This window comes from Palleronia aestuarii, assembly GCF_003253995.1.
GTDB lineage: Bacteria > Pseudomonadota > Alphaproteobacteria > Rhodobacterales > Rhodobacteraceae > Palleronia > Palleronia aestuarii.
This window is the reverse complement of record NZ_QKZL01000005.1, coordinates 263,002-283,589: the sequence shown is the minus strand read 5'-3', so window position 1 is coordinate 283,589 and position 20,588 is coordinate 263,002. Positions and strand designations below refer to the sequence as shown.

Here is a 20,588-nt window from a genome sequence, read left to right as displayed (position 1 = left end):
GATGACTGGAACCTTGAACCGCCGTGGATTCCTGGCAAGCACCGGCGCGGCGGCCGGCGCCCTGACCTTCCTCGGGCCTAAGGGCCTGAAGGCCCAGGAGGGCCAGACGCTCCGCTATGCCCTCTCGACCTATCCGCCGAGCTTCGATGCCTGGGCCTCGACGGGCTCCGCGGCGGGGGCGATCAAGCTGATGATCCATCGCGGGCTTCTGAGCTACGGACCCGACGGCGCCCTGCGCGGCGAACTCGCCGAGAACTGGGAGGTCGACGACGAGGGCGCCTGGGTCTTCACGCTCCGCGAGGGGGCGTTTTGGCACGACGGCTCTCCGGTGACGTCGGCCGACGTGGCCTGGACCGTTACTGAAGCCCAGAAGCCCGATTCCGCCGCGCTCTTCCAGGCGCAGCTTGCCCTCATCACCTCCGTCGAGACGCCGGACGAGCGCACCGTGCGGATGGTCACAGATCGCCCGCTCGCCACCCTGCCCGGCTGGTTCGCGCATTACCACATGCCGATCCTCAAGGACGGCGAGGCGCAGGACAGCCTTATCGGGGCCGGCCCGTTCACCTTCGACAGCACGGAGCGCGGCGTCTCCATCCGCCTCGGCGCCTTCGGCGACTACTACAAGGAGGGGCTTCCGAAGCTCGGCGGGATCGAGGCCATCGTCTATGCCGACGAGAACCTCCGCGTCACGGCACTCGAGGCGGGCGACGTCGATCTCATCGAGTACGTCCCGTGGCAGGCGATGCAGCAGATCGAGGACAATTCGTCCCTGAAGCTCGACGCGGTCGACGGGCCGTTCATGTACCTCACCTTCAACGGCTCGCGCCCGCCCTTCGACAATCCGCTTGTGCGCCGTGCCGTAGCCCACGCCATCAACCGCGACGACATCGCCGCGGCCGCCTTCTACGGACGGGGCGGGTCGCTCGCGCATCTTCCGATCGCCGATGCCTCAGAGTTCTACCAGGAGGATCTCTCCCAGGGCTGGGCTTACGATCCGGAGCAGGCGCAGGCGCTCCTGGCGGAGGCGGGCTACCCGGACGGGTTCGACTGCGTGATGCTGTCAACCGCGCAATACGGGATGCACCAATCCACGGCCGAGGTCTGCCAGGCCTACCTGTCGATGGTGGGGATCAACGTCCAGCTCGACCTGCCGGAATGGGCGACCCGGGTCCAGAAGGGAAATGACGGGCAATACGACCTCGCGGTGATGGGCACGACGGCCGACAACAACGATCCCGACGGCCTGGCCACCGTCCTCGACGGATCGCTGCCCCCCTCCTTTGTACGCAGCTACGGGATGGAGACGCCGGAGATCTCCGATCTCTTCGCGCGTGCCCGGGCGACGTTCGACCTGGAGGAGCGCATCGCGCTCTACCGGCAACTGGAAGAGATCGCGCTTGAGACGACGCCGATGACGGGCCTCGCCTGGCGCTCGCAGGGCTACGCGATGAAGTCGGGTATCGAGGGCTTCACCAACCTTCCGGGGCAGCTCACCTTCTACTCCCCGATCACCCTCGAAGACGTCATGGCCGGCTGATCGCGACCGATGATCCGCTATGTCGCGATACGGAGCTTGACGGCGATCTTCCTCGTCTGGGTCGTCGTCACGCTCGTCTTCATGCTCCTGCACCTCGTGCCGGGCGATCCGGCTGAATTGCTGCTGAGCCAGGGCTCGATCGCGGCCGACCCCGCCGCGGTCGCGGCACTGCGGGAACGGATGGGGCTCAACGATCCGATCTGGCAGCAATATCTCGACCATCTCGGCGGCGTCGTCACCGGGGATTTCGGCGCCTCCTTCCGCGACGGCGCGCCGGTAGCGGAGCAGATCGCGACGCGGTTGCCGCGCACGCTCGAGATCATCATCGCGGCTGCCGTGATCGCCGCGGCGGCCGGAATCCCCGTCGGCACCTACGCGGCCATCCGGGCGGGCGGGCGCGTGGACGGCTTCGTCAATTTTCTCGCCTCCGCGGCGATGTCGACGCCGGTCTTCGTGGTGGGCTCCGTCGTCATCCTGCTCTTCGCGCAGCAACTCCGCATTCTTCCCGCGGGCGGCTACGTGCCGTTCTCGGTCGATCCCGTCCAGCATCTGAAGCTCCTCCTGATGCCCGCGGGCACCGTCGCGCTTGCCCTCTGGGCCGTGATCGTGCGGATGAGCCGGGGCGCCGTGCTCGAGGTCCTGCAGAGGGATTACGTCCGGACCGCCCGCGCCAAGGGGCTCGGGCGCGGCCCGATCCTGCGCCGCCACGTCGTGCGCACCGCCCTCATCCCCGTCCTGACCGTGCTGGGCCTCGAGATGGGAACGCTGATCGGCGGCACGGTGCTCGTGGAATACGTCTTCAACTGGCCGGGTCTCTCGGGCTATCTCGTCGCGGCGGTCGATGCGCGGGATTACCCCGAAGTGGTCGGCATCGTCATGACGATCTCTGTCATCTTCGTGTTCCTCAACCTCGCCGTCGATCTCGTCAACGCGCTCCTCGACCCGCGCATCTCGCTGGTGCGCCGATGACCCGCGCGCAACGCAAGCTGATCCTACCCGCCACGCTCGCGGCCCTGGTCGTGGCCGTGATCGTCCTCGCGCCGGTCCTGCCGCTTCCGGATGTCCGGTCGATGGATGTCCCGAACCGGTTTGCCGGTCCGTCCGCGACGCATTGGCTCGGCCAGGACGAGTTCGGACGCGACGTTCTCGCCCGCCTGATCTGGGGCGGCCGCGCCTCGCTCTTCATCGCCGTGGGATCGGCGCTCGCCGCGGCCGTGATCGGGACGGTTCTCGGGCTTCTCGGCGGCTACTTCCGCGGGCTCGTCGAATTCGTGACGGTCCGCGCGGCCGAGGTGATCCTTTGCCTGCCGCCGCTTCTCCTCGCACTTCTCGTCGTGACGATCCTCGGCGCGGGGACCTGGCCGCTGATCCTCGCGCTCACGATCCTCTACACGCCGATCTATGCGCGCGTCGTCTATTCCGCCACGCTGCAGGTCCGCTCGCTCGACTACGTCACGGCGCAGAAGGCGATGGGCGCCTATCCCCTGCGGATCCTCGCGACCACGGTCCTGCCGAACGTAATGCCGCCGCTCCTCGTGCAGATCTCGCTCGTCGTGGCCTCCGCGATGCTGATCGAGAGCGGCCTGAGCTTTCTCGGGCTCGGGGTCGTGCCGCCGACGCCGTCGTGGGGCCTGATGATCCAGGCGGCGCGTGGATCGATGGAGGTGGCGCCGATGCTGCTTCTCTGGCCCTCCCTGGCGCTCGCGGGCACGATCCTGACCTTCAATTTCCTCTGCGACCGGCTGCAGACGGCGCTCGATCCGCGGGGCATCACCGCGGGCGGTGCGCTCTGGCTGCGCGGGGGTGGATCACGGGGCGCCGTGCCGCGCTCCGCCCGGCGAGCTGCCGCCCCGAAGCAGGACACCCTGCTCGAGGTGGAGGGAATGTCGATCGCAGCGCAAAACGCGGGCACGTCGCTGGAGCTCGTCCGGCGCGTCTCGGTGACCGTCAGGCGGGGCGAGACGGTCGCGCTCGTGGGCGAATCCGGCTCGGGCAAGAGCATCACCGGCCTCGCGCTCACGGGCCTCCTGCCCGACGCGCTCTCGATCACGGGGGGCGACGTGCGGTTCGTCGCGCGGGACGGCGAGGAGATCGACCTCGGCGCGCTCGACGAAGCGGGGTTCCGGCGCATCCGAAGCGGCGAGATCTCCATGGTGTTCCAGGATGCCGCCGCCTCGCTCAATCCGGTGCTCCGGATCGGCGAGCAGGTAGCGGAGGCGCTCCGGGCGCATGGCGGGGCACGCGGACGCGACGTCGACGCGCGCGTCGTCGAACTGCTGCGCCAGGTGGGCCTGCCCGATCCCGAGCGCCGCGCCAGGGCCTACCCGCACGAACTCTCGGGCGGCCAGCGGCAACGCGCGATGATCGCCGTCGCGGTGGCGAACAATCCGCGCCTGCTCATCGCGGACGAGCCGACGACCGCACTCGATCCGACGATCCAGGCGCAGATCCTCGAACTTTTCCGCTCGCTGAAGAAGGCGACGCCGGACATGGGCCTCATCTTCATCACCCACGACCTCGCCGTGGTGGCGGAGATCGCGGACCGGGTGACGGTCATGTATGCGGGCGAGGTCGTCGAGGACGGGCCGGCGGACGAGGTCTTCGCGCATCCGCACCATCCCTATACCGCCGCGCTTCTCGCATCCGTCCCCGAGGGCGGAACGGACCGGCTGGTCGCGATCCCCGGTACCGTCCCCCTGCCCGACGCGATGCCCGAGGGATGCCGGTTCGCCCCGCGCTGCAGCCACGCGCGGGATGTCTGCCGGACCGGGTCGCCACCCACCTCCCATCCGACGCCGGAACGACGCACCCGGTGCGTCCGCTGGAAGGAGATCGCCTGATGCCGGAGACCTCGCTCATCGAGGCCCATGGACTGGGCCGCAACTACCCCATGCGGCAGGGGCTTCTCGGCCGCCAGAAGGACGTCTGGGCCGTCCGGGACGTGAGCCTCAACATGGTTCGCGGGGAAAGCGTCGGGGTCGTGGGCGAATCCGGCTGCGGCAAGTCCACGCTCGGCCGGATGATGATGGGCCTCGAGGATCCGAGCATCGGCTCGGTCCGGTTCGACGGACGCGACATTGCCGGGCTGCGCGGAGCGGAACGGCGACGCCTCGCCCGCCGGATGCAGATGGTGTTCCAGGATCCCTTCGGCTCGCTCGATCCCCGCCGGTCCGTCGGCGCGCAGATCGCGGACGGTCTCCGCATCCACAAGATCGTGCCCGCAAGGGAGATCGCGGACGAGACCACGCGGCTTATCGAGCAGGTGGGCCTGTCGTCCGCCGCCATGACCCGCAGGCCGCACGAATTCTCCGGCGGGCAGCGGCAGCGGATCGCGGTCGCGCGCGCCCTCGCCACGCGGCCCGACTTCATCGTCGCTGACGAGCCCATCTCGGCGCTCGACGTGTCGATCCAGGCACAGGTCGTGAACCTGCTCATCGACCTGCGCCGGGATCTGGACCTCGCGATCCTCTTCATCAGCCACGACCTCCATATCGTTCGACATTTCTGCGACCGGATCGTGGTGATGTATCTCGGCCGGATCGTGGAAGAGGGGCCTGCGGAGCAAGTTTTCGGCACGCCCGCCCACCCTTATACCCGCGCGCTTCTCGCCGCGACGCCGTCGCTTCACCCCCGCCCCGATGCGACCGGCGACCGGATCCTGTCGGGCGAATTGCCGAGCCCCTCCAACCCTCCGTCGGGCTGCGCCTTCCGCAAGCGCTGCCCGATCGCGGAACCCGCCTGCGCAAAGGCGGTGCCGCCGCTCGAGGCCGTGGAGGGCGGATGGCGCGCGGCCTGCATCAAGGCGGGGCCGCGGCCCGCGCCGGACGAGACCAAAGAGAAAGGACGACCATGATCGACAAGATTAGGATGGCGGAGCTGACCTCCCAGGAGGCGCGCGAGAACCTCACGGACGACGCGGTGGTGCTCCTGCCGATGGGATCGCTTGAGGATCAGGGCATTCATGCGCCGATGGGCGATTACATGGCCGCCGACCGCATGGCGCTCGAGATCGCGAAGGCCGCTCGGGAACGCGGCGTTCCCACCTTCGTCGCGCCCGTCATCCCCTTCGGCGGACGCGATTATTTCGATTCGAGCCACGGCGGCATCTCGATCAGTCACGCCACGCTCGCGGGCATAATCGACGACATGTTCGCCAGCCTGACGCGCCACGGCATCCGCAAGATCATGATCGTCAACGGCCATGGCGGCAACGTGCCCGCGATCACCGAGGTCGCGCTGCGCTGGCGCCACAAGGCCGGGCTTTTCGTGCCGTCGATGTATCTCTGGCAGATTGCCTACGGCGAATTGCCGGGTCTCGTCGGGGCCGAGCATGCGGCGAAGGCGTCGGGTCACGGCGGCGATCCGCTGACCTCGCTCGGCCTTCATTTTTATCCCGACCTGCTTCGTCCCGACCTCGTCCGCCCGGCGCCCGAGGGCGCGACGATCAACGGGGTGGAGATCGCCGGCTTCTCGGCCATCGCCTATGACGGGGCGAAGATACAGGCTCCGATCGAGGCGCGGGAGGCGACGGAGACCGGCGCCTTCGGATGCGACCCCACGCTCTGCTCGGCCGAGACGGGCGAGAAGCTCGCGGCGCGGCTCGTGGAGATCGGGGCGGGCTTCGTCGCCGACCACGTCGCGCGCGGACTCCATGACTGACCAAGAGACGACAAGATCGGCAGAAGCCGGCGTTTTCATGACAAGGAGAGAGAGATGAAACCGACACTGCCCTTTACCCTCGCCACCGCCCTAGGCCTCGTCCTTGCGGGCACTGCCAGTGCCGAGACCACGTGGCGGATGGCCACCAAGCAGCCCGTCGACAGCTCCGAAGGGCAGGTCTTCCAGCGCTTCGCCGAGCTGACGGAGGAATATACCGACGGCGAGCTCGTCATCGACGTCTACCCCAACGAGCAGCTCGGACAGGAGGACGCCGTCCTCGAACAGCTTCAGGCCAACATCATCCAGATTTACGCCGAGGGCTTCAGCTACATGCAGAAGTGGGAACCGGCGCTCGGCTGGATTTCCGCGGCCTTCGCCTTCGACGATTACGACCATTGGCGGCGGTTCATGCAAACCGACCTGGTCACGGGCTGGTTCGACAGCGCGGCCGAACAGTCCGGGGTCCGGCCCCTCGGCGATCCGACGCGAATCCTGCGCGGACCGTTCCGGGTGATGGTCTCGAACGTCCCGGTGACCTCGGCCGAGGACGTGCAGGGCATCAAGCTCCGGATGCACGAAGACAAGACCGCGATCGAGACCTGGGACCAGCTCGGCGCGGAAGTGCTCACCCTGCCCTGGACCGATGTCTATCAGGGCATCTCGAAGGGATTGGTGCAGGCGGTGAACTCGCCCATCGCGCTCGTCCAGGCGATGCGGTTCAACGAGGTCGCCCCCTATATCGCGCGCCACGACGAATACTGGCAGTCGATCGGCTTCATGGTGAACGAACAGGCGCTGAACGATCTTTCCGACGAAACGCGCGCGGGGCTGATGCAGGCCTACGAGGAGGCGGGCGACTATTCGCAGGAAGTGATGAACGAGGTCGCCGAGAGCAGCATCGCGGATATGGAGGCGCAGGGCGTCACCTATACCGTCCTCGACACCGAACCCTTCGTGGAGAACATGCGCGCCTATTACGAGGAGCGCGCCGCGCAGGGGGACCTGCCCGAGGGCTTCCTCGAGACGGTGGAAGAGACGCGGGCGGCCACGAATTGACCCCCTACGAAATCGTTCCGGAGGGCCCTCTGCAGAGGGCCCTCAACCTCGCCGATCGCCTCAACTGGAGCCTCGGAGGCGCCTTTCTCTGGCTGTCGAACCTCTGCCTTCTCGCGATGCTCGCCCTGACGGCGGCCACGATCGTCCTGCGCCCGCTGTCGCTTGCGCAGTACTGGATGTGGCCCTGGACGATGGTGTTCTTCATCTGGTTGAGCTTCTTCGGATTCTTCGCTCTCTATGCGCGGCTGAAGGATGTGCGGGTCGATTTCGTGGCCGGCCTCTTCGGCCCCAGGGGCATGGCGATCACGCGGATCGTCTCCGACGCCGCGACGCTCTTCGTCACCGGTATCCTCCTGTCGCAATTGCCGATGGTCATCGACACCTCGCGCGGCGTCTACAACGGCGCAATCCTGCCCGACGGGTTCGAATTGCCGCGGCTCGCCCTTTCCATACCGCTCTTCGTCTCGACCGCCCTCATCGCGCTCAACGCGCTCCTCGACCTCGCCAAGATGGCCGCGGGTCTGCCCGAGAACCTGGCCGAGAGCCACCCGGAGATCTGACGACATGGCCTGGATACTCTTCGGAACCTTCATTGCACTGATCCTGCTGCGCGTCCCGATCTCAATCGCCATCGGGACGGCCACGATCCTCACCTTCCTCGCCTCGGACTTCTCAAACGCGCTGCAGATCGTGCCGCAGCAGATGCTCGAGGGGGTGAACAAGGCGTCCCTGACCGCCGTGCCGTTCTTCATCATGGCCGGAAACCTGATGAACGCCACCGGCGTGACGGAGCGGATCTTCGCCTTCGCCAACTCCCTCGTCGGCCACATGAAAGCGGGTCTCGCGCAGGTGAACGTGCTCTCTTCGATGATCTTCGCGGGCATTTCCGGCGCCGCGGTTGCCGATTGCGCGGGGCTCGGGGCGATCGAGATCAAGGCGATGCGCGAGCGCGGCTACAAGCCCGATTTCGCCGCAGCGATTACCGTCGCCTCCTCCGTGATCGGACCGCTCATCCCGCCGTCGATCGGGCTCGTGATCTACGCTTTCCTCGCGCAGCAATCGATCGAGCGGATGTTTCTCGCCGGCCTGATCCCGGGCCTCCTCGTCGGGCTGTCGCTGATGATCTATGTCCGCCTCCGCGCGGGATGGGAGGATTTCCCGACGCAGGAGCGCGCGACCGCGCGGGAAGTCGCCGGCACCGCCCGGCACGGCTTCCTCGCGCTCGTCGCGCCCGGCATCATCCTCGGCTCGATCATGCTGGGCTTCGTCACGGCAACGGAGGCAGGCGTTCTCGCCTCGCTCTACTGCATCATGCTCGGGCTATGGTACCGGGAGCTCACGTGGAAGAGCTTCTTCCAGGCCGTGAGCGATACCGCGATGATGACCGCCGTCATCATGATCATCATCGCTTTCTCCATCGCGATGGGCTGGCTTCTCGCCATCGAGCAGGTGCCGCAGCAGCTCGCCGACTGGACCTTCTCCTTCACGGAGAACAAGAACGTCTTTCTCGGGCTCCTCATCGTCTTCGTGATCCTCGTGGGCTGCGTGGTCGAGGGGGTTCCGGCGAAGCTGATCCTCGTGCCCACGCTCCTGCCCGTAACCGACGCCTATGGGATCGACCGCGTCCATTTCGGCATCATCATCCAGCTCGGCCTCCTCATCGGCATCGCGACGCCCCCCATGGGCATCGGCCTCTACATCGTCTCCGAAGTCGGCCGCGTGCGGTTCGAGAAGGTGACGATGGCGGTGCTGCCGATGCTCGTGCCCCTCTTCGCCGTGCTCATCCTCCTCACATACGTGCCGCAGATTGCCACGTTCCTGCCTGACCTCGTACTCGGACCCGAAGGATCTACTTCTCAATGACCAACCTGACCTACAAAATGAATGCCGTGCCCGAGCGGATCGACCAGGCGAAGCTCGACCGGCTCGCGAAACTCGAGACGGCAACGATCGGTCACTTCTACCATTTCGGTTTCGCCGACCCGGCGATCCAGTCGGTTCTTCCTGGGAAAATTGTAGCCGCGACCGTGACGACGCTCGCGATCCCAGGGCTCGATTCCACCCTCCTCCACCATTGCCTCGCGGAAGTGGGTGAGGGCTATTTCATGGCGGTCGATCGCCTGGGCGACAGCAAGTACGCCTGCTGGGGTGGCGGCGTGACGCGGATGGCCGCGCTGAAGGGCCTCGCGGGCGCCTGCGTCGACGGCCCCCATACCGATACCGCCGAGATCGAGGAACAGGGTTTCGCCATGTGGTCGCGCGGCGCGTCCCCGGTCACGACGCGACTCTACGACACGGGCGGCGGCTTCAACGTCCCGGTCTCGATCGGCGGCGCGGCGGTGCTGCCGGGATATGCCGTGCTCGCCGATCCGTCGGGCGTCCTCTTCATCGCGCCCGAGGATCTCGATGCGGTGATCGAGCAGGGAGAAGCCAAGACCGAGGCCGGACGGAAGAACGAGGCGAAGATCACGGCGGGAACCTATCTCGGCGAGATGTCGGGCGCGACGCGCATGGTCCGGGCGAAGACCGAGGGCCAGGCGTAATGAAGGTCGCGATCTATCTGCCCGACGAGAAGACGCAGGCCTGGTGGGTGGAGATGCTCGAGGAGCTGCTGCCCGGCTGGACCATCGAGCCGATCGACGCGGTGAGCGATCCCGCGGAGATCACCTATGGTGTCGTCTGGCGGCCGCGCCCGGGCGATCTCGCGCGGTTCCCGAACCTCAGGGCCATCGTCTCGATCGGCGCGGGGATCGACCACGTGCTGGACGATCCGGATCTCCCGCGAGACGTGCCGATCATCCGAACCGTCGGACGCGACCTGACGCAGCGGATGCGGGAATACGTCGCCCTCCACGTCTTGCGCCACCATCGCGACATGCCGCGGCAACTTCAGGCGCAGGCGGAGCGCGACTGGCATTCCATCGTCGTGCCGGTCGCACCGAACCGGGTCGTGGGCGTGCTCGGCCTCGGCAATCTCGGCGCGGCGGCGGCCCGCACGCTGGCGGGTCTCGGTTTCGACACCCGCGGCTGGGCCCGGACGGAGAAGGAGATCGATGGGGTCACGACGTTTGCCGGTGCGGACGGCCTGCCGGCGTTCCTGTCGGGTTGCGAGATCCTCGTGAACCTCTTGCCACTAACGGAGGAGACGCGCGGAATCCTCGACGCGGACCTGCTGGGGCAACTCGCGGAGGGGGCCTGCGTCATTAATTGTGCGCGGGGACCTCATCTGGTCGACGACGACCTCCTCGCGGCGCTCGAGAGCGGCCAGATCAAGCAGGCGACGCTCGACGTGTTCCATCAGGAGCCGCTGCCCGGGGATCATGCGTTCTGGTCCCATCCGGGCATCACCGTGACGCCGCACGTGGCCTCCCGCATCGACGCGGGCACCGGCGCACGGATCATCGCGGAGAACCTGAAGTCCTTCGAGACGACCGGGACTTGCGCCGATCTCGCCGATGCCTCGCGGGGATATTGAGCAAGGCGCACGGGACAACGGCTGACGATTGGCCAGCCCACCGCCCTGGCGGGCGAACGGGCGAAAGTCCGGGGCGCGAGCGGATAATCTCCGCTCCGCCCAGGCCTGCCTAGCATAAGTTCTAGATTGCCGCGAAATGATCGCCTTGGCGATCTAGAAGCGGTGGTGCTGGAAGCGCTCTACCTGTCTTCCGCCGGAACCGCGGCAACCTCGTCGCGATCGAAGGTGAGTTAGTTCAGCGACCGGACGGCATGGCGCCAGTCAGCCATCCTGAACGGCCAGCACCTGCGCGGGATGCCGGAGCGCCCTTCGCCCGAAACGGTGAACCTGCGACCTGCAGGAAAACCCCGTAGCGAGAAGTTCGCCGTCGCCATCCTCGACATGAAATTTCCACGACAAGTCATAGATTTCGCGTGACAATCCGGCATTCTCGGCCTCGTGGCCCCAGAGGCCGGCCATGCCGCAACACCCTGACCGAACCGTCTCGAGCGTGTGACCGGCTGCCGCAAAGGTCGCACGCCACCGGGCAAGATGGTCGGGATCGGCGGCCGTCTGCGTACAATGCCCGATGAGGCGGAACCGCCCGGGGTTCGCCGCGTGCGGGAGCCGGCTCCGCCTTTCATGGAGGACATCCTCGATCGAGGCGACGGGAACATCGGCCAGCAGATCGCCCATCTCCTGGCGCAGGAGCATGGTGAAGGCCGGCTCGACGCTCACGAGCGTGGCGCCGTCCTCCGCGATGGCGCGGAGCCGTTCGGCAAGCCGCGTGCGGAGTTCAGGCAAACCGGCGAGCAACCCGCGGACTTCTCTGGCCTTGCCGTTGGCGAGGATGGGCGTGAAGCGGACATCGTCGGAAACGACGGCGAGGCAGCGCGCCGCGGCTGCGAGGATGTCGGGGTCGAAGACGCCGAGGAAGCTGTCCGTGAGCAGGACGAGATCGCCCGATCCCGCCGTCCAGGGCCGCGCACCGGTGCCCCGCATCGCCGCGCCAACGGAGCGTCCGGGCAAGGACGGCAGGTCGGCCATCCCGAAAAGCCGCTCGACGCCGCGGCGCACGGTAGCCGATTGCCAGATCGCACGCGATAGCGATAGGGCCGGGATCTTCGCCGCCAGGATCGTCGCGGGCTCGAGAAGGCACACGATCATGTCCCGCCTCGGCCGGCTGCCCTCCTGTTCGGACAGGAAACGCGATTTCATCGCGGGGATGTCGACCCGGACGGGGCACTGGCTGGTGCAGGCCTTGCATGAAAGACAGGTGGAAAGGCTCTGCCGTAGATCGCGCTCCGCTTCGCGCAGGGCCGCGGGATCGCCTCCCGCCTCCCGTTCGCGCAGCCAGGCACGGATCAGCGTGGCACGCCCTTTCGGCGATTGCACCCGATCGCCCGTCGCGCGGTAGGAGGGGCACATCTCCTGGGCCGCGTCCCAATGAAAACAGGCGCCGTTGCCGTTGCAGGAGAGCGCCGTCGCGAAACCCTCGACTGCCCCGATCTCGGCATCGTGCGCGCCGCGGAAGGGCAGGTTGTCGATCCGGCCGACCGCGCCGGGCGCCCCGATCGGCACGACGAGCTTGCCGGGATTGAGCCTGTTCTCCGGATCGAAGGCCGTCTTGATCTCCCGCAGGTAGCGATAGAGTGCCGGACCGAAATAGGTCTCCAGATACTCGCCGCGCACGCCCTTGCCGTGCTCGCCCCAGATCAGCCCGCCATGACGCTTCGCGAGGGCCGCGACCGCGTCCGATATGGGTCGGATGAGCGCGCGATCCTCCGCGATGCGCATGTTCAGCATCGGGCGGACATGGACGCAGCCCGCATCCGCATGGCCGAACATACCATACCGAAGATCGGCCTCGTCGAGGATCGCGCGGAAGTCGCGCACGAATTCGGCGAGGTTTGCAGGCGGCACCGCGGCATCTTCCACGAAGGCGGTACCCTGACGCCCGTCGCCTCCGCGCGACAGGAGCCCGACGCTGTCGCGGCGAAACTCCGACATCGCCTTCATCACGGCCGGATCGGTGGAAGAGACGCAGCCCCGGCAGGCCGCCTGTGCCTGTGCGATCCGGTCGATCTCGGCAAGCTGCGCGGCGACCGCTTCCGGCGTATCACCCGCGGCTTCGGCGAAGAGAAAGCCGCCCCGTTCCGCGAGCGCGCCCATGAAGGGCTGCAGATCGGTCCAGACCGGCGTCGCGCGTCCGAGGCGGACGACGGTATCGTCGAGAAACTCCACCGCCTCGGGGCCGGCGGCGAGCAGATCGGTCACCGACCCGAGCGCCGCATCGCAATCGTCGTAGCCCAAGAGCGCGAGGCCGCGATGCGCCGGCATCCGCGTGAGCGAAAGCTCGATCTCGGTCGCGACGGCGAGCGTCCCTTCGGACCCGGCAAAAAGCTTCGGGAGCCTCAGCCCGCCATCGGGCCCCGCCGCGTCTCGCAGGTTGTAGCCCGTGAGCGAGCGGTTCATCTCCGGGAAGACGGCCGCGATCTCGTCTCGCTGGCCCGGCAGGCCTTCCACGAGGCACGCAAGGACGCGCCCGAGCGGGCCATCCCACTCCGTCTCCGCCGCGATCTCCTCGGCGCCCATGTCGCGGAGCGCCCCGGTACTGCCATCGGCGAAAACCACGTCCACCGAGAGCAGATGATCGGACGTGCGCCCGTAGCGGCACGATCCCTTGCCGGAGGCGTCGGTCGCGACCATCCCCCCGATCGTGGCCCGGGATCCGGTGGAGACGGAGGGCGCGAACATCCAGCCATGCGACTTCAGCCAGGCGTTGAGCTCGTCGAGGATCATGCCCGGTCCGACCCGGATCCGTCCCGCCTCGGGATCGAAATCAACGATCCGGCGCATGTGGCGCGACGTGTCGAGGACCACGCCACGGGTCAGGGATTGCCCGTTCGTCCCGGTCCCGCCGCCCCGGGGCGCCATCGCGATCCCGTGCCGCGCCGCGATGCCCATGGCCAGTGCCACATCGGCCGCATGGCGAGGTTCGAGCACGGCGGCGGGCTCGATCTGATAGATGGAATTATCGGTGGCGTTGACGCGCCGCGGCGCCCGCCCCCATCGCTGGCCACCCTCGAAGGCGGATTGTCCGAGCTCCTCGCGAAAGGCGGCCAACGCGTCCGGCGCGGGCGCACCCTCGTCCGCGCCGTCGATCCGCCGCGTGTCGTACTCGTCTCTAGCCACGGCGATCCAGCACCAGTTCCGACCCCTTCTCGGCAATCATGAAAACGGCCGCCTGGATATTTCCGGAGACCTGCGACGGCATGATCGAGGCATCGACGACCCGCAGACCCTGCACACCGCGAACCCGGAGCTGCGGGTCCACCACCGATCCGGGATCCGCACCCATCCGGCAGGTCCCGGCCGCATGGTAGATCGTCTGACCGTTCGATCGCGCGAAATCTAGCCATTCCGCGTCGGTGCTGCAATCGGGGCCGGGCGACATTTCGCTGCCGCGCCATGCGTCGAGCGCGGGCTGTTCGACGATGCGGCGGGCCTCCTTCATGCCCGCGATCATCGTCTCGCGATCCTCGGCGGCGTCGAGGAAGTTCGGACGGATGGCCGGCTGATCCTCCATCCGCGGCGTCCGGGCGTGGATCGTGCCGCGCGATTCGGGGCGGAGCTGCGTCACGCCGAGTGTCATGCCGGGCTTCCGCTCGAGCTTTCGCTTGGCCGCATTGGCGTAACTCGCATGCATGAAGAAGAACTGCACGTCGGGCGTTGCGAGCGCCTCCCGCGTGCGGATGAAGGCATGCGCGAGCCCGGTTCCGAGCGTCAGCACGCCCTGCCGCCCGACAGCGTAGCGAAAGACCTCCCGCAGGAGGCGCAGGCCGCGGGATTGCTCGTTCAGCGTCTCCGGACGGGTGACGCGCCAGTTCATCCGCGTGCAGAAATGATCGGAATAATTCTCCCCGACCTCGGGGAGGTCGCGGACCGGCGCGATCCCGAGCCCCGAGAGCCGCTCGGCACACCCGATGCCCGAAAGCTCCAGAAGGTGCGGCGTCTGTACCGCACCCGCCGCGACGATCACCTCCCGCGTGGCGGCGATGAAGGCGTCCCCGCCCCCGTCCCGCGTCACCTCCACCCCCGTCGCGCGGCCGTGTTCGAGGCGGATACGGCGCGCGCGCGTCTCGGTCTCGATCTTCAGGTTCGTCCGGTGGCGGATGGGATCGAGATAGGCGGCAGCGGCGCTGATCCGACGCCCGGCGCGCTGGTTGACCTGATACCAGCCCACACCTTCTTGCGCGGCGCCGTTGTAATCGGGGTTGAACGCGTGGCCGGCTTCATGGGCCGCATCGAGGAAGGCCCGCGCGATCGCCGGACGCTCCGACACCTCGGTGACGGGAAGCGGTCCGTCCTGACCGCGCTCGCCGTCCGGATCGCCGCCCGCGTAGCTCTCGATCCGGCGGAAGAGCGGGGCCACGTCGTCGAAGCTCCACCCGGTGCAGCCGCGCTGCGCCCAGCCGTCGTAATCGAGCTTCTGGCCGCGGACATAGATCATTCCGTTGATGAGGGTCGATCCGCCGAGACCCTTGCCGCGCGGGATGGCGATCTGGCGATCCATCGTGCCCGGCTCCGGCTCCGAGGTGAACATCCAGTTGAAGCGCGGATTGGTCAAAAGCTTGTAGAACCCCGCCGGGATCACGGTCCAGGGCGTACGCGCCCACGATCCCGCCTCGATCAGGACGACGCGGTTGCGCGGATCCGCGCTCAGCCGGTTCGCCAGAACGCATCCCGCGGTCCCGCCCCCGACGATCACGTAATCGAAGGTCTTAGACATGTGCCGCGTTCCGGCCCATCACGTCAGCGCCCCCATGTGGCGCGCCATCAGTTCGATCTGCCGTTCGAGCATCGGCAATCCCGGATGCGCCCGGCATCCCGCCGCGCGCGCGGCGGCAAGAAGCGGCGTCTCGACCGGGTCCATGATGACTTCCGCCACGACCTCCGCACGCTCCAGCACGGAGCGGGGTACGGGCAGAGGATCGTCCGGCCGCATCCCGAGGGATGTCGCATTGACGACGATCTCCTGCGCGCCCGGATCCGCGTCGGAACCGAGAGCGGAGACCTCGAGACCGGGATAATGCGCCCGCACACGCTCGGCCAGTCGCTCGGCCTTCTCCACGGTGCGGTTGGCGATCGTGAGCCGCGCCGCGCCGCGCGACGCGACCGAAAAGGCGATCGCGCTCGCGGCACCTCCCGCACCCGCGAGAAGAACGCGGCGTCCGTCGAGATCGATCCCCTCGGACGCCAGCCCCTCGACGAAGCCCGTCCCGTCGAGCATCGCGCCGATCATCCGGCCGTCCGGATCGCGGCGCACGCAATTGACCGCGCCGATCGCCTCCGCCTCCGCGCTCACCTCGTCGCAGAGATCGCGCATCGCGCCCTTGTGGGGCACCGTCGCGATGAAGCCGCCGAAGTTCCGCAGGCCCCGCAATCCGTCGAGCGTCACGGCCAGATCGTCTGGCGCGACATGCATGGGGACGAGGACGCCGTCTATTCCATGGCGGGCGAAGAGGGCGTGCATGGTCTGCGGCGTCTTCACATGCGCGATCGGGTCGGCGAGGATCGCGTAGAGGCGGGTGCGCCCGGTCACCTCGGGGGGGCCTCCGGCCGCGCCGCTCCGTTCCTCCATCCTGTCCTGTCCCTTCACGTCATCATGTACCCGCCGGCGACGTCGATCGTCTGTCCGGTCACGAAGCTCGCCTCGGACGAAGTCAGCCAGAGGGCGGTATCCGCGACTTCCGGAGGCTCGCCCAGACGGCCCATCGGCGTCAATGCGACCTGCGCGTCGTTGATCTCCGCGGCGACGCCTGCGACCATCGGCGTGGCGATCCTGCCGGGCGCCAGCGCATTCACGCGGATGTTCCAGGGTCCGAGCTCCGCCGCGAGATGCTTGGTGAAGCCGATGATCGCAGACTTCGTCGCCGCGTAATGGCACGCGACGATCGGCGAATAGGTCTTGCCCGCCACCGAGGCCGTGTTGACGATCCAGCCGCGCCCCGCCTCCCGCATCGCGGGGGTGAGCACGCGGATCGTGTTGAAATGGCCCGTGAGGTTCACGTCCACCACATGGCGCCATTCCTCCGGATCCATTTCCCAGACGCGGTGGGCGGCGCCGTCGTGCTTGGGGGAGATGCCCGCGTTGTTGACGATCGTATCGAAGGGCGCGCCGGCGTCCGCTTCCGCGCGCACCAACGCGTCCGCAAGGGCGGCATAGTCGGAGACGTCGCAGACGAGGCCCCGGACATGGCCGGACCCGATCCCCTCCAATTCTGCTTGCGCCGCCGCGACGTCCTCTCCGCGAAGATCGAGAAGGCCGACGGTCGCGCCGCGCCGCACGAACCCCTCGGCGATGGCGCGGCCGATCCCGCGCGCCGCGCCGGTGACGAGGACGTGCCGGCCCCGGTGGCTGTCTCGCCCCGCGTGGCGCGCGTCGCTGTCGTCGCTGAACTGCATGGTCAAATCCCCAGATAGGCCTGCCGGACATGGTCGTTGCGCAGCAGCGCGTCGGCCGCGTCGTCAAGCACCATCTCGCCGTTTTCGAGTACGTAGCCGCGATCGGCGGCCTTGAGCGTGTGAAAGACGTTCTGCTCCACGATGAGCACCGTCGTGCCGGTCCGCGCCACCTTGGAGATGACGTCGAAGACCTGTTCGACGATGATCGGGGCGAGACCGAGCGACGGCTCGTCGAACATGAGAAGCCGCGGCCGAGCCATCATCCCGCGGGCAATCGCGACCATCTGCTGCTCCCCGCCAGAGAGGGAGGAGGCGTGCTGCTCCAGCCGTTCGCCGAGGCGGGGAAAGAGGTCGAGCACCTCCTCGAGCGTCTGCGCCTGCGCAGATCGCGCCGCTCGGCGATAGGCCCCCATCATGAGGTTCTCCCGCACGCTCATGTCGGGAAAGAGCTGTCGTCCCTCCGGGATCAGGGTGATGCCGCGATCCACCACCTCGTGGGGCTGCAGCTTCGAGATCTCCTCGCCGTCGAAATGGACGCTGCCCGCGACCGGCGTGACGAGCCCGGAAATCGTCCTGAGCGTCGTCGTCTTGCCCGCCCCGTTGGCGCCGACGATGGTGACGACCTCGCCCTCGTCGACCCGGAGGGAGACATCCTGCAGGATCACCGTCGAGCCGTAGCCGGAATGGACGTCCCTGACCTCAAGCATCGGCGAATTCCTTGCCCAGATAGGCCTCGATCACCTGCGGGTCGCGGACCACCTCCTTCGGATCGCCCTCCGCGATGATCTCGCCGGAGTTGAGGACGATCACCCGGTCCGACAGCGCCATGACCGCCTGCATCACGTGCTCGATGGCGATGATGCTGACACCTGTTTCCCGGATCGAGAGCATCAGGTCGACCGCCCGGCGCACGTCGGCGCGGTTGATGCCGGCCATCACCTCGTCGAGGAGGAGGACTCGCGGCTCCATCGCCATCACGCGCGCGACCTCGAGCCGTTTCAGCCCGCCGATCGTGAGACTGCTCGCCTCGTCCTCGAGATAGCGGCCGAGGCCCATGCGGTGCGCCGTCTGCCGCGCGGCCTCCCGCGCATCCGCGACCGCGTGGAAGCGATGGAAGGCGCCGACCATGATGTTCTCCTCCACGCTCATCGCGGCGAAGGGCTGGACGATCTGGAAGGTTCGCCCGACACCGAGCGCCGCGTATTCCCCGGGATCGCTCGGCGAATGCCAGGTCCCGTCGCGACCGAGAACGCTGACGCTGCCGCCATCGGGCGCGAGAAAACCCGAGATCATGTTGAAGAGTGTCGTCTTGCCCGCCCCGTTCGGGCCGATCAGGCCGAGGATCTCGCCCTCGCGGAGAGTGAAGCTCACGTCGTTCGTCACGTGCAGCCCGCCGAAATGCTTTTCGAGGTTCTCGACCTTCAACACCGGCTTGCCGATCTCGGGCGGCGTGCGCGACGGCGATGCGGCGGCGATATGGCCCTCGTCGCCCCCGTCCTGCGCCTTGCGCGCGCCGGAGAAGCGGGAAAGGACGCCCATGATCCCGTCGGGCATGAAGAGGACGACGAGCATCAGCACGAGCCCGTAGACGAAACCGTGAAGCCCGATCGCCTCCGCCCCGAGCGCACCGCGCGCGAATTCGGTGATCGGCACAAGAAGCACCGCGCCCAGGAGCGGACCCCAGATCGTGCCGATCCCGCCGATAAGCGCGAACATCGCGATCTGGATCGAGAGTTGCAGCGAAAACATCGAGGCGGGCTCGATATAGGTGAGGTACATGGCGTGGAACGTGCCCACCATGGCCGAGAGCGCGGCGGAGACGGAGACCGCGATGAGCCGGACCCGCACGGTCGCGACCCCCGCCGCGCGCGCCGCCGATTCCCGTTCGCGCGTGGCCACGAGCTGGAAGCCGAGCCGGCGCGAGCGGATCGCCCAGGCGACGGCGAGGCAGACGAGCAGCATGCCGAACGCGATGAGGAGCGCAGGCAGGCGTTCGCGGAACACCATCCATTCCCAGCCGATCTTGAGCGGAATCATGAGGCCCGTCGCCCCGCCGGTCAGGTCGCGGAAATGCAGCGCGAGGACGCGGAACACCTCGAGGAAGGCGATGGTAGCGAGCGCGAAGAAGGGCCCGTGGAGGCGGAAGCAGGGATAGCTGACCACCACGGCCGCCACGACCGCGACGCCTGCGCCCACGAACATTCCGAACCACGGCGAGACGCCCATGTTGACGAGGATCACGCCTGCATAGGCGCCGATCCCGTAGAAGATCGCATGCCCGAGAGAAAGCTGCCCGGCATAACCGCCGACGATGTTCCACGCGGTCGAGAGTGCCGCGAAGAGGCAGATTGTGATGAAGATGTGGTAGACGAATTCGTCGCCCACCACGATGGGCACGACGAGGAGCGCGGCGAGAAGCAGCCCGAGCGCGGCCCATCCGAGGGTCTGGCGGTTCGTCCGTTCGAGGGCGGTGGCGGGTCTTGTGGCGGTCTCCGTCATGGTGACACGTGCGACAGGCTCATCCGGGTTCCGAAGAGACCGGAGGGTTTCAGGATCAGGATCACGAGGAAGATGCCGAAGACGACGGCCTCGCGCAGGTCGGAACCGATGTAGAACCCCGACAGCGCATCGACGAGACCGATGAGGAGCGCGCCGAAGAAGGCGCCGGGGATCGAGCCGAGCCCGCCCAGAACCACGACGACGAAGGCGATCAGCACGAAATACGTACCGATCGTGGGCGAGCTCGGATAGAGCGGCGCGATCAGTGCGGAGCCGAGCCCGACACAGGCCGCGCCGATGCCGAAGGTGAGGATGTATACGAAGCGATCGTTGATCCCCATCAACCGCGCCGCCGCCCGGTTCTGCGCGGTCGCGCGGATCGCGCGTCCGATATTCGTCCGCTTGAGAAAGAGTTGAAGGCCCGTCACGAGCAGGATGGCGGCGAGAAACACCCAGAGCTGCCCCTGAAGCAGGCGCACCGGCCCGATCTCGACCTGGGACCGCAACTGGTAATTCGGCGTGTTGGCGATATCGGCCCCGAAGAGGAGCAACGCGAGATTGATGAGCGCGGTCGAGAGCCCGACGGTCGCGAATATCTGGATATGCTCGTCGCGCGCGTTCATCAGCGGCTGGATCAGGAATCGCTGCGTCAGCGCGCCCAGCACGAAGAGGATCGGCACCACGGCGATGGCGGTGGCGTAGGGATGGACCCCGAGCCCCGTGGTCAGCAGGTACGTCGCGTACATGCCCACCATGAGGAACTCCCCGTGGGCGAAATTGACGACCTTGACGATGCCGAAGATAAGCGTGAGCCCCACCGCGACGATCGCGAAGAGGCCGCCCAGCATCAATCCGTTGGCGATGATCTGGAGAAAGGTCTGCATGACGCCTCCGTGGGGAATGACGATCCGGAGC

At 67.6% G+C, this 20,588-nt stretch carries 17 protein-coding genes; 10 read left to right on the top strand and 7 right to left on the bottom strand.

Annotation, left to right across the window (positions count from 1 at the left end; all coding sequences use genetic code 11):
* Nucleotide 1 precedes the first annotated feature (1 nt).
* Genes LX81_RS08885 through LX81_RS08840 form a run of 10 tightly spaced genes read left to right on the top strand, consistent with a single transcriptional unit; the run spans nt 2 to nt 10,727 of the window.
* Nucleotides 2-1,537, top strand: a complete 1,536-nt coding sequence (locus LX81_RS08885; RefSeq protein WP_111536937.1) for an ABC transporter substrate-binding protein — start codon at nt 2-4, stop codon at nt 1,535-1,537.
* A gap of 9 nt (nt 1,538-1,546) precedes the next feature.
* A complete protein-coding gene (locus tag LX81_RS08880) occupies nt 1,547-2,506 on the top strand; it encodes an ABC transporter permease (protein ID WP_111536936.1) in 960 nt (319 codons plus the stop codon).
* Complete coding sequence (locus tag LX81_RS08875) at nt 2,503-4,377, top strand: dipeptide/oligopeptide/nickel ABC transporter permease/ATP-binding protein (protein WP_111536935.1); 1,875 nt, start codon at nt 2,503-2,505, stop codon at nt 4,375-4,377. Before LX81_RS08880 ends, LX81_RS08875 begins: the two co-directional genes overlap by 4 nt.
* Nucleotides 4,377-5,390 (top strand): ABC transporter ATP-binding protein, encoded by a 1,014-nt coding sequence (locus LX81_RS08870; protein ID WP_111536934.1) that lies wholly within the window; start codon nt 4,377-4,379, stop codon nt 5,388-5,390. Before LX81_RS08875 ends, LX81_RS08870 begins: the two co-directional genes overlap by 1 nt.
* On the top strand, nt 5,387-6,196 hold the full coding sequence (locus LX81_RS08865; protein WP_111536933.1) for a creatininase family protein: 810 nt from the start codon (nt 5,387-5,389) through the stop codon (nt 6,194-6,196). Before LX81_RS08870 ends, LX81_RS08865 begins: the two co-directional genes overlap by 4 nt.
* Nucleotides 6,197-6,250: 54 nt before the next feature.
* Nucleotides 6,251-7,252, top strand: a complete 1,002-nt coding sequence (locus LX81_RS08860) for a TRAP transporter substrate-binding protein (RefSeq protein ID WP_111536932.1) — start codon at nt 6,251-6,253, stop codon at nt 7,250-7,252.
* The gene (locus tag LX81_RS08855) at nt 7,249-7,812 is read left to right on the top strand and encodes a TRAP transporter small permease subunit (RefSeq protein WP_111536931.1); all 564 of its coding nucleotides are present in this window, start codon (nt 7,249-7,251) and stop codon (nt 7,810-7,812) included. Before LX81_RS08860 ends, LX81_RS08855 begins: the two co-directional genes overlap by 4 nt.
* A gap of 4 nt (nt 7,813-7,816) precedes the next feature.
* Nucleotides 7,817-9,115 (top strand): TRAP transporter large permease, encoded by a 1,299-nt coding sequence (locus tag LX81_RS08850; RefSeq protein WP_111536930.1) that lies wholly within the window; start codon nt 7,817-7,819, stop codon nt 9,113-9,115.
* Nucleotides 9,112-9,795, top strand: coding sequence for an RraA family protein (locus LX81_RS08845; RefSeq protein ID WP_111536929.1), 684 nt, complete (start codon nt 9,112-9,114; stop codon nt 9,793-9,795). Before LX81_RS08850 ends, LX81_RS08845 begins: the two co-directional genes overlap by 4 nt.
* The gene (locus LX81_RS08840; protein WP_111536928.1) at nt 9,795-10,727 is read left to right on the top strand and encodes a 2-hydroxyacid dehydrogenase; all 933 of its coding nucleotides are present in this window, start codon (nt 9,795-9,797) and stop codon (nt 10,725-10,727) included. The genes LX81_RS08845 and LX81_RS08840 overlap by 1 nt, the downstream gene beginning before the upstream one ends.
* A 261-nt stretch (nt 10,728-10,988) precedes the next feature.
* On the opposite strand, the gene LX81_RS08835 is transcribed toward LX81_RS08840, so the two are convergent.
* From LX81_RS08835 to LX81_RS08805, 7 genes are read right to left on the bottom strand one after another with little or no spacing between them, the layout of a single operon-like run.
* Nucleotides 10,989-13,901, bottom strand: a complete 2,913-nt coding sequence (locus LX81_RS08835; RefSeq protein ID WP_170133889.1) for an FAD-binding and (Fe-S)-binding domain-containing protein — start codon at nt 13,899-13,901, stop codon at nt 10,989-10,991.
* Nucleotides 13,894-15,498, bottom strand: coding sequence for a GMC family oxidoreductase (locus tag LX81_RS08830; protein WP_111536926.1), 1,605 nt, complete (start codon nt 15,496-15,498; stop codon nt 13,894-13,896). Before LX81_RS08830 ends, LX81_RS08835 begins: the two co-directional genes overlap by 8 nt.
* Before the next feature lie 18 nt (nt 15,499-15,516).
* Nucleotides 15,517-16,350 carry a shikimate dehydrogenase family protein gene (locus tag LX81_RS08825; RefSeq protein WP_111536925.1) on the bottom strand — a complete coding sequence of 278 codons (834 nt, stop codon included), beginning with the start codon at nt 16,348-16,350 and terminating at the stop codon, nt 15,517-15,519.
* Between the two features lie 14 nt (nt 16,351-16,364).
* Nucleotides 16,365-17,174 carry a 3-oxoacyl-ACP reductase FabG gene (fabG, locus tag LX81_RS08820; protein ID WP_111536924.1) on the bottom strand — a complete coding sequence of 270 codons (810 nt, stop codon included), beginning with the start codon at nt 17,172-17,174 and terminating at the stop codon, nt 16,365-16,367.
* A gap of 2 nt (nt 17,175-17,176) precedes the next feature.
* Nucleotides 17,177-17,881, bottom strand: coding sequence for an ABC transporter ATP-binding protein (locus LX81_RS08815; protein ID WP_111536923.1), 705 nt, complete (start codon nt 17,879-17,881; stop codon nt 17,177-17,179).
* Nucleotides 17,874-19,673, bottom strand: coding sequence for a branched-chain amino acid ABC transporter ATP-binding protein/permease (locus tag LX81_RS08810; protein WP_111536922.1), 1,800 nt, complete (start codon nt 19,671-19,673; stop codon nt 17,874-17,876). Before LX81_RS08810 ends, LX81_RS08815 begins: the two co-directional genes overlap by 8 nt.
* Nucleotides 19,670-20,557: a branched-chain amino acid ABC transporter permease gene (locus LX81_RS08805; protein ID WP_111536921.1), complete on the bottom strand. Its 888-nt coding sequence runs from the start codon at nt 20,555-20,557 to the stop codon at nt 19,670-19,672. The genes LX81_RS08810 and LX81_RS08805 overlap by 4 nt, the downstream gene beginning before the upstream one ends.
* Between the last annotated feature and the right edge of the window lie 31 nt (nt 20,558-20,588).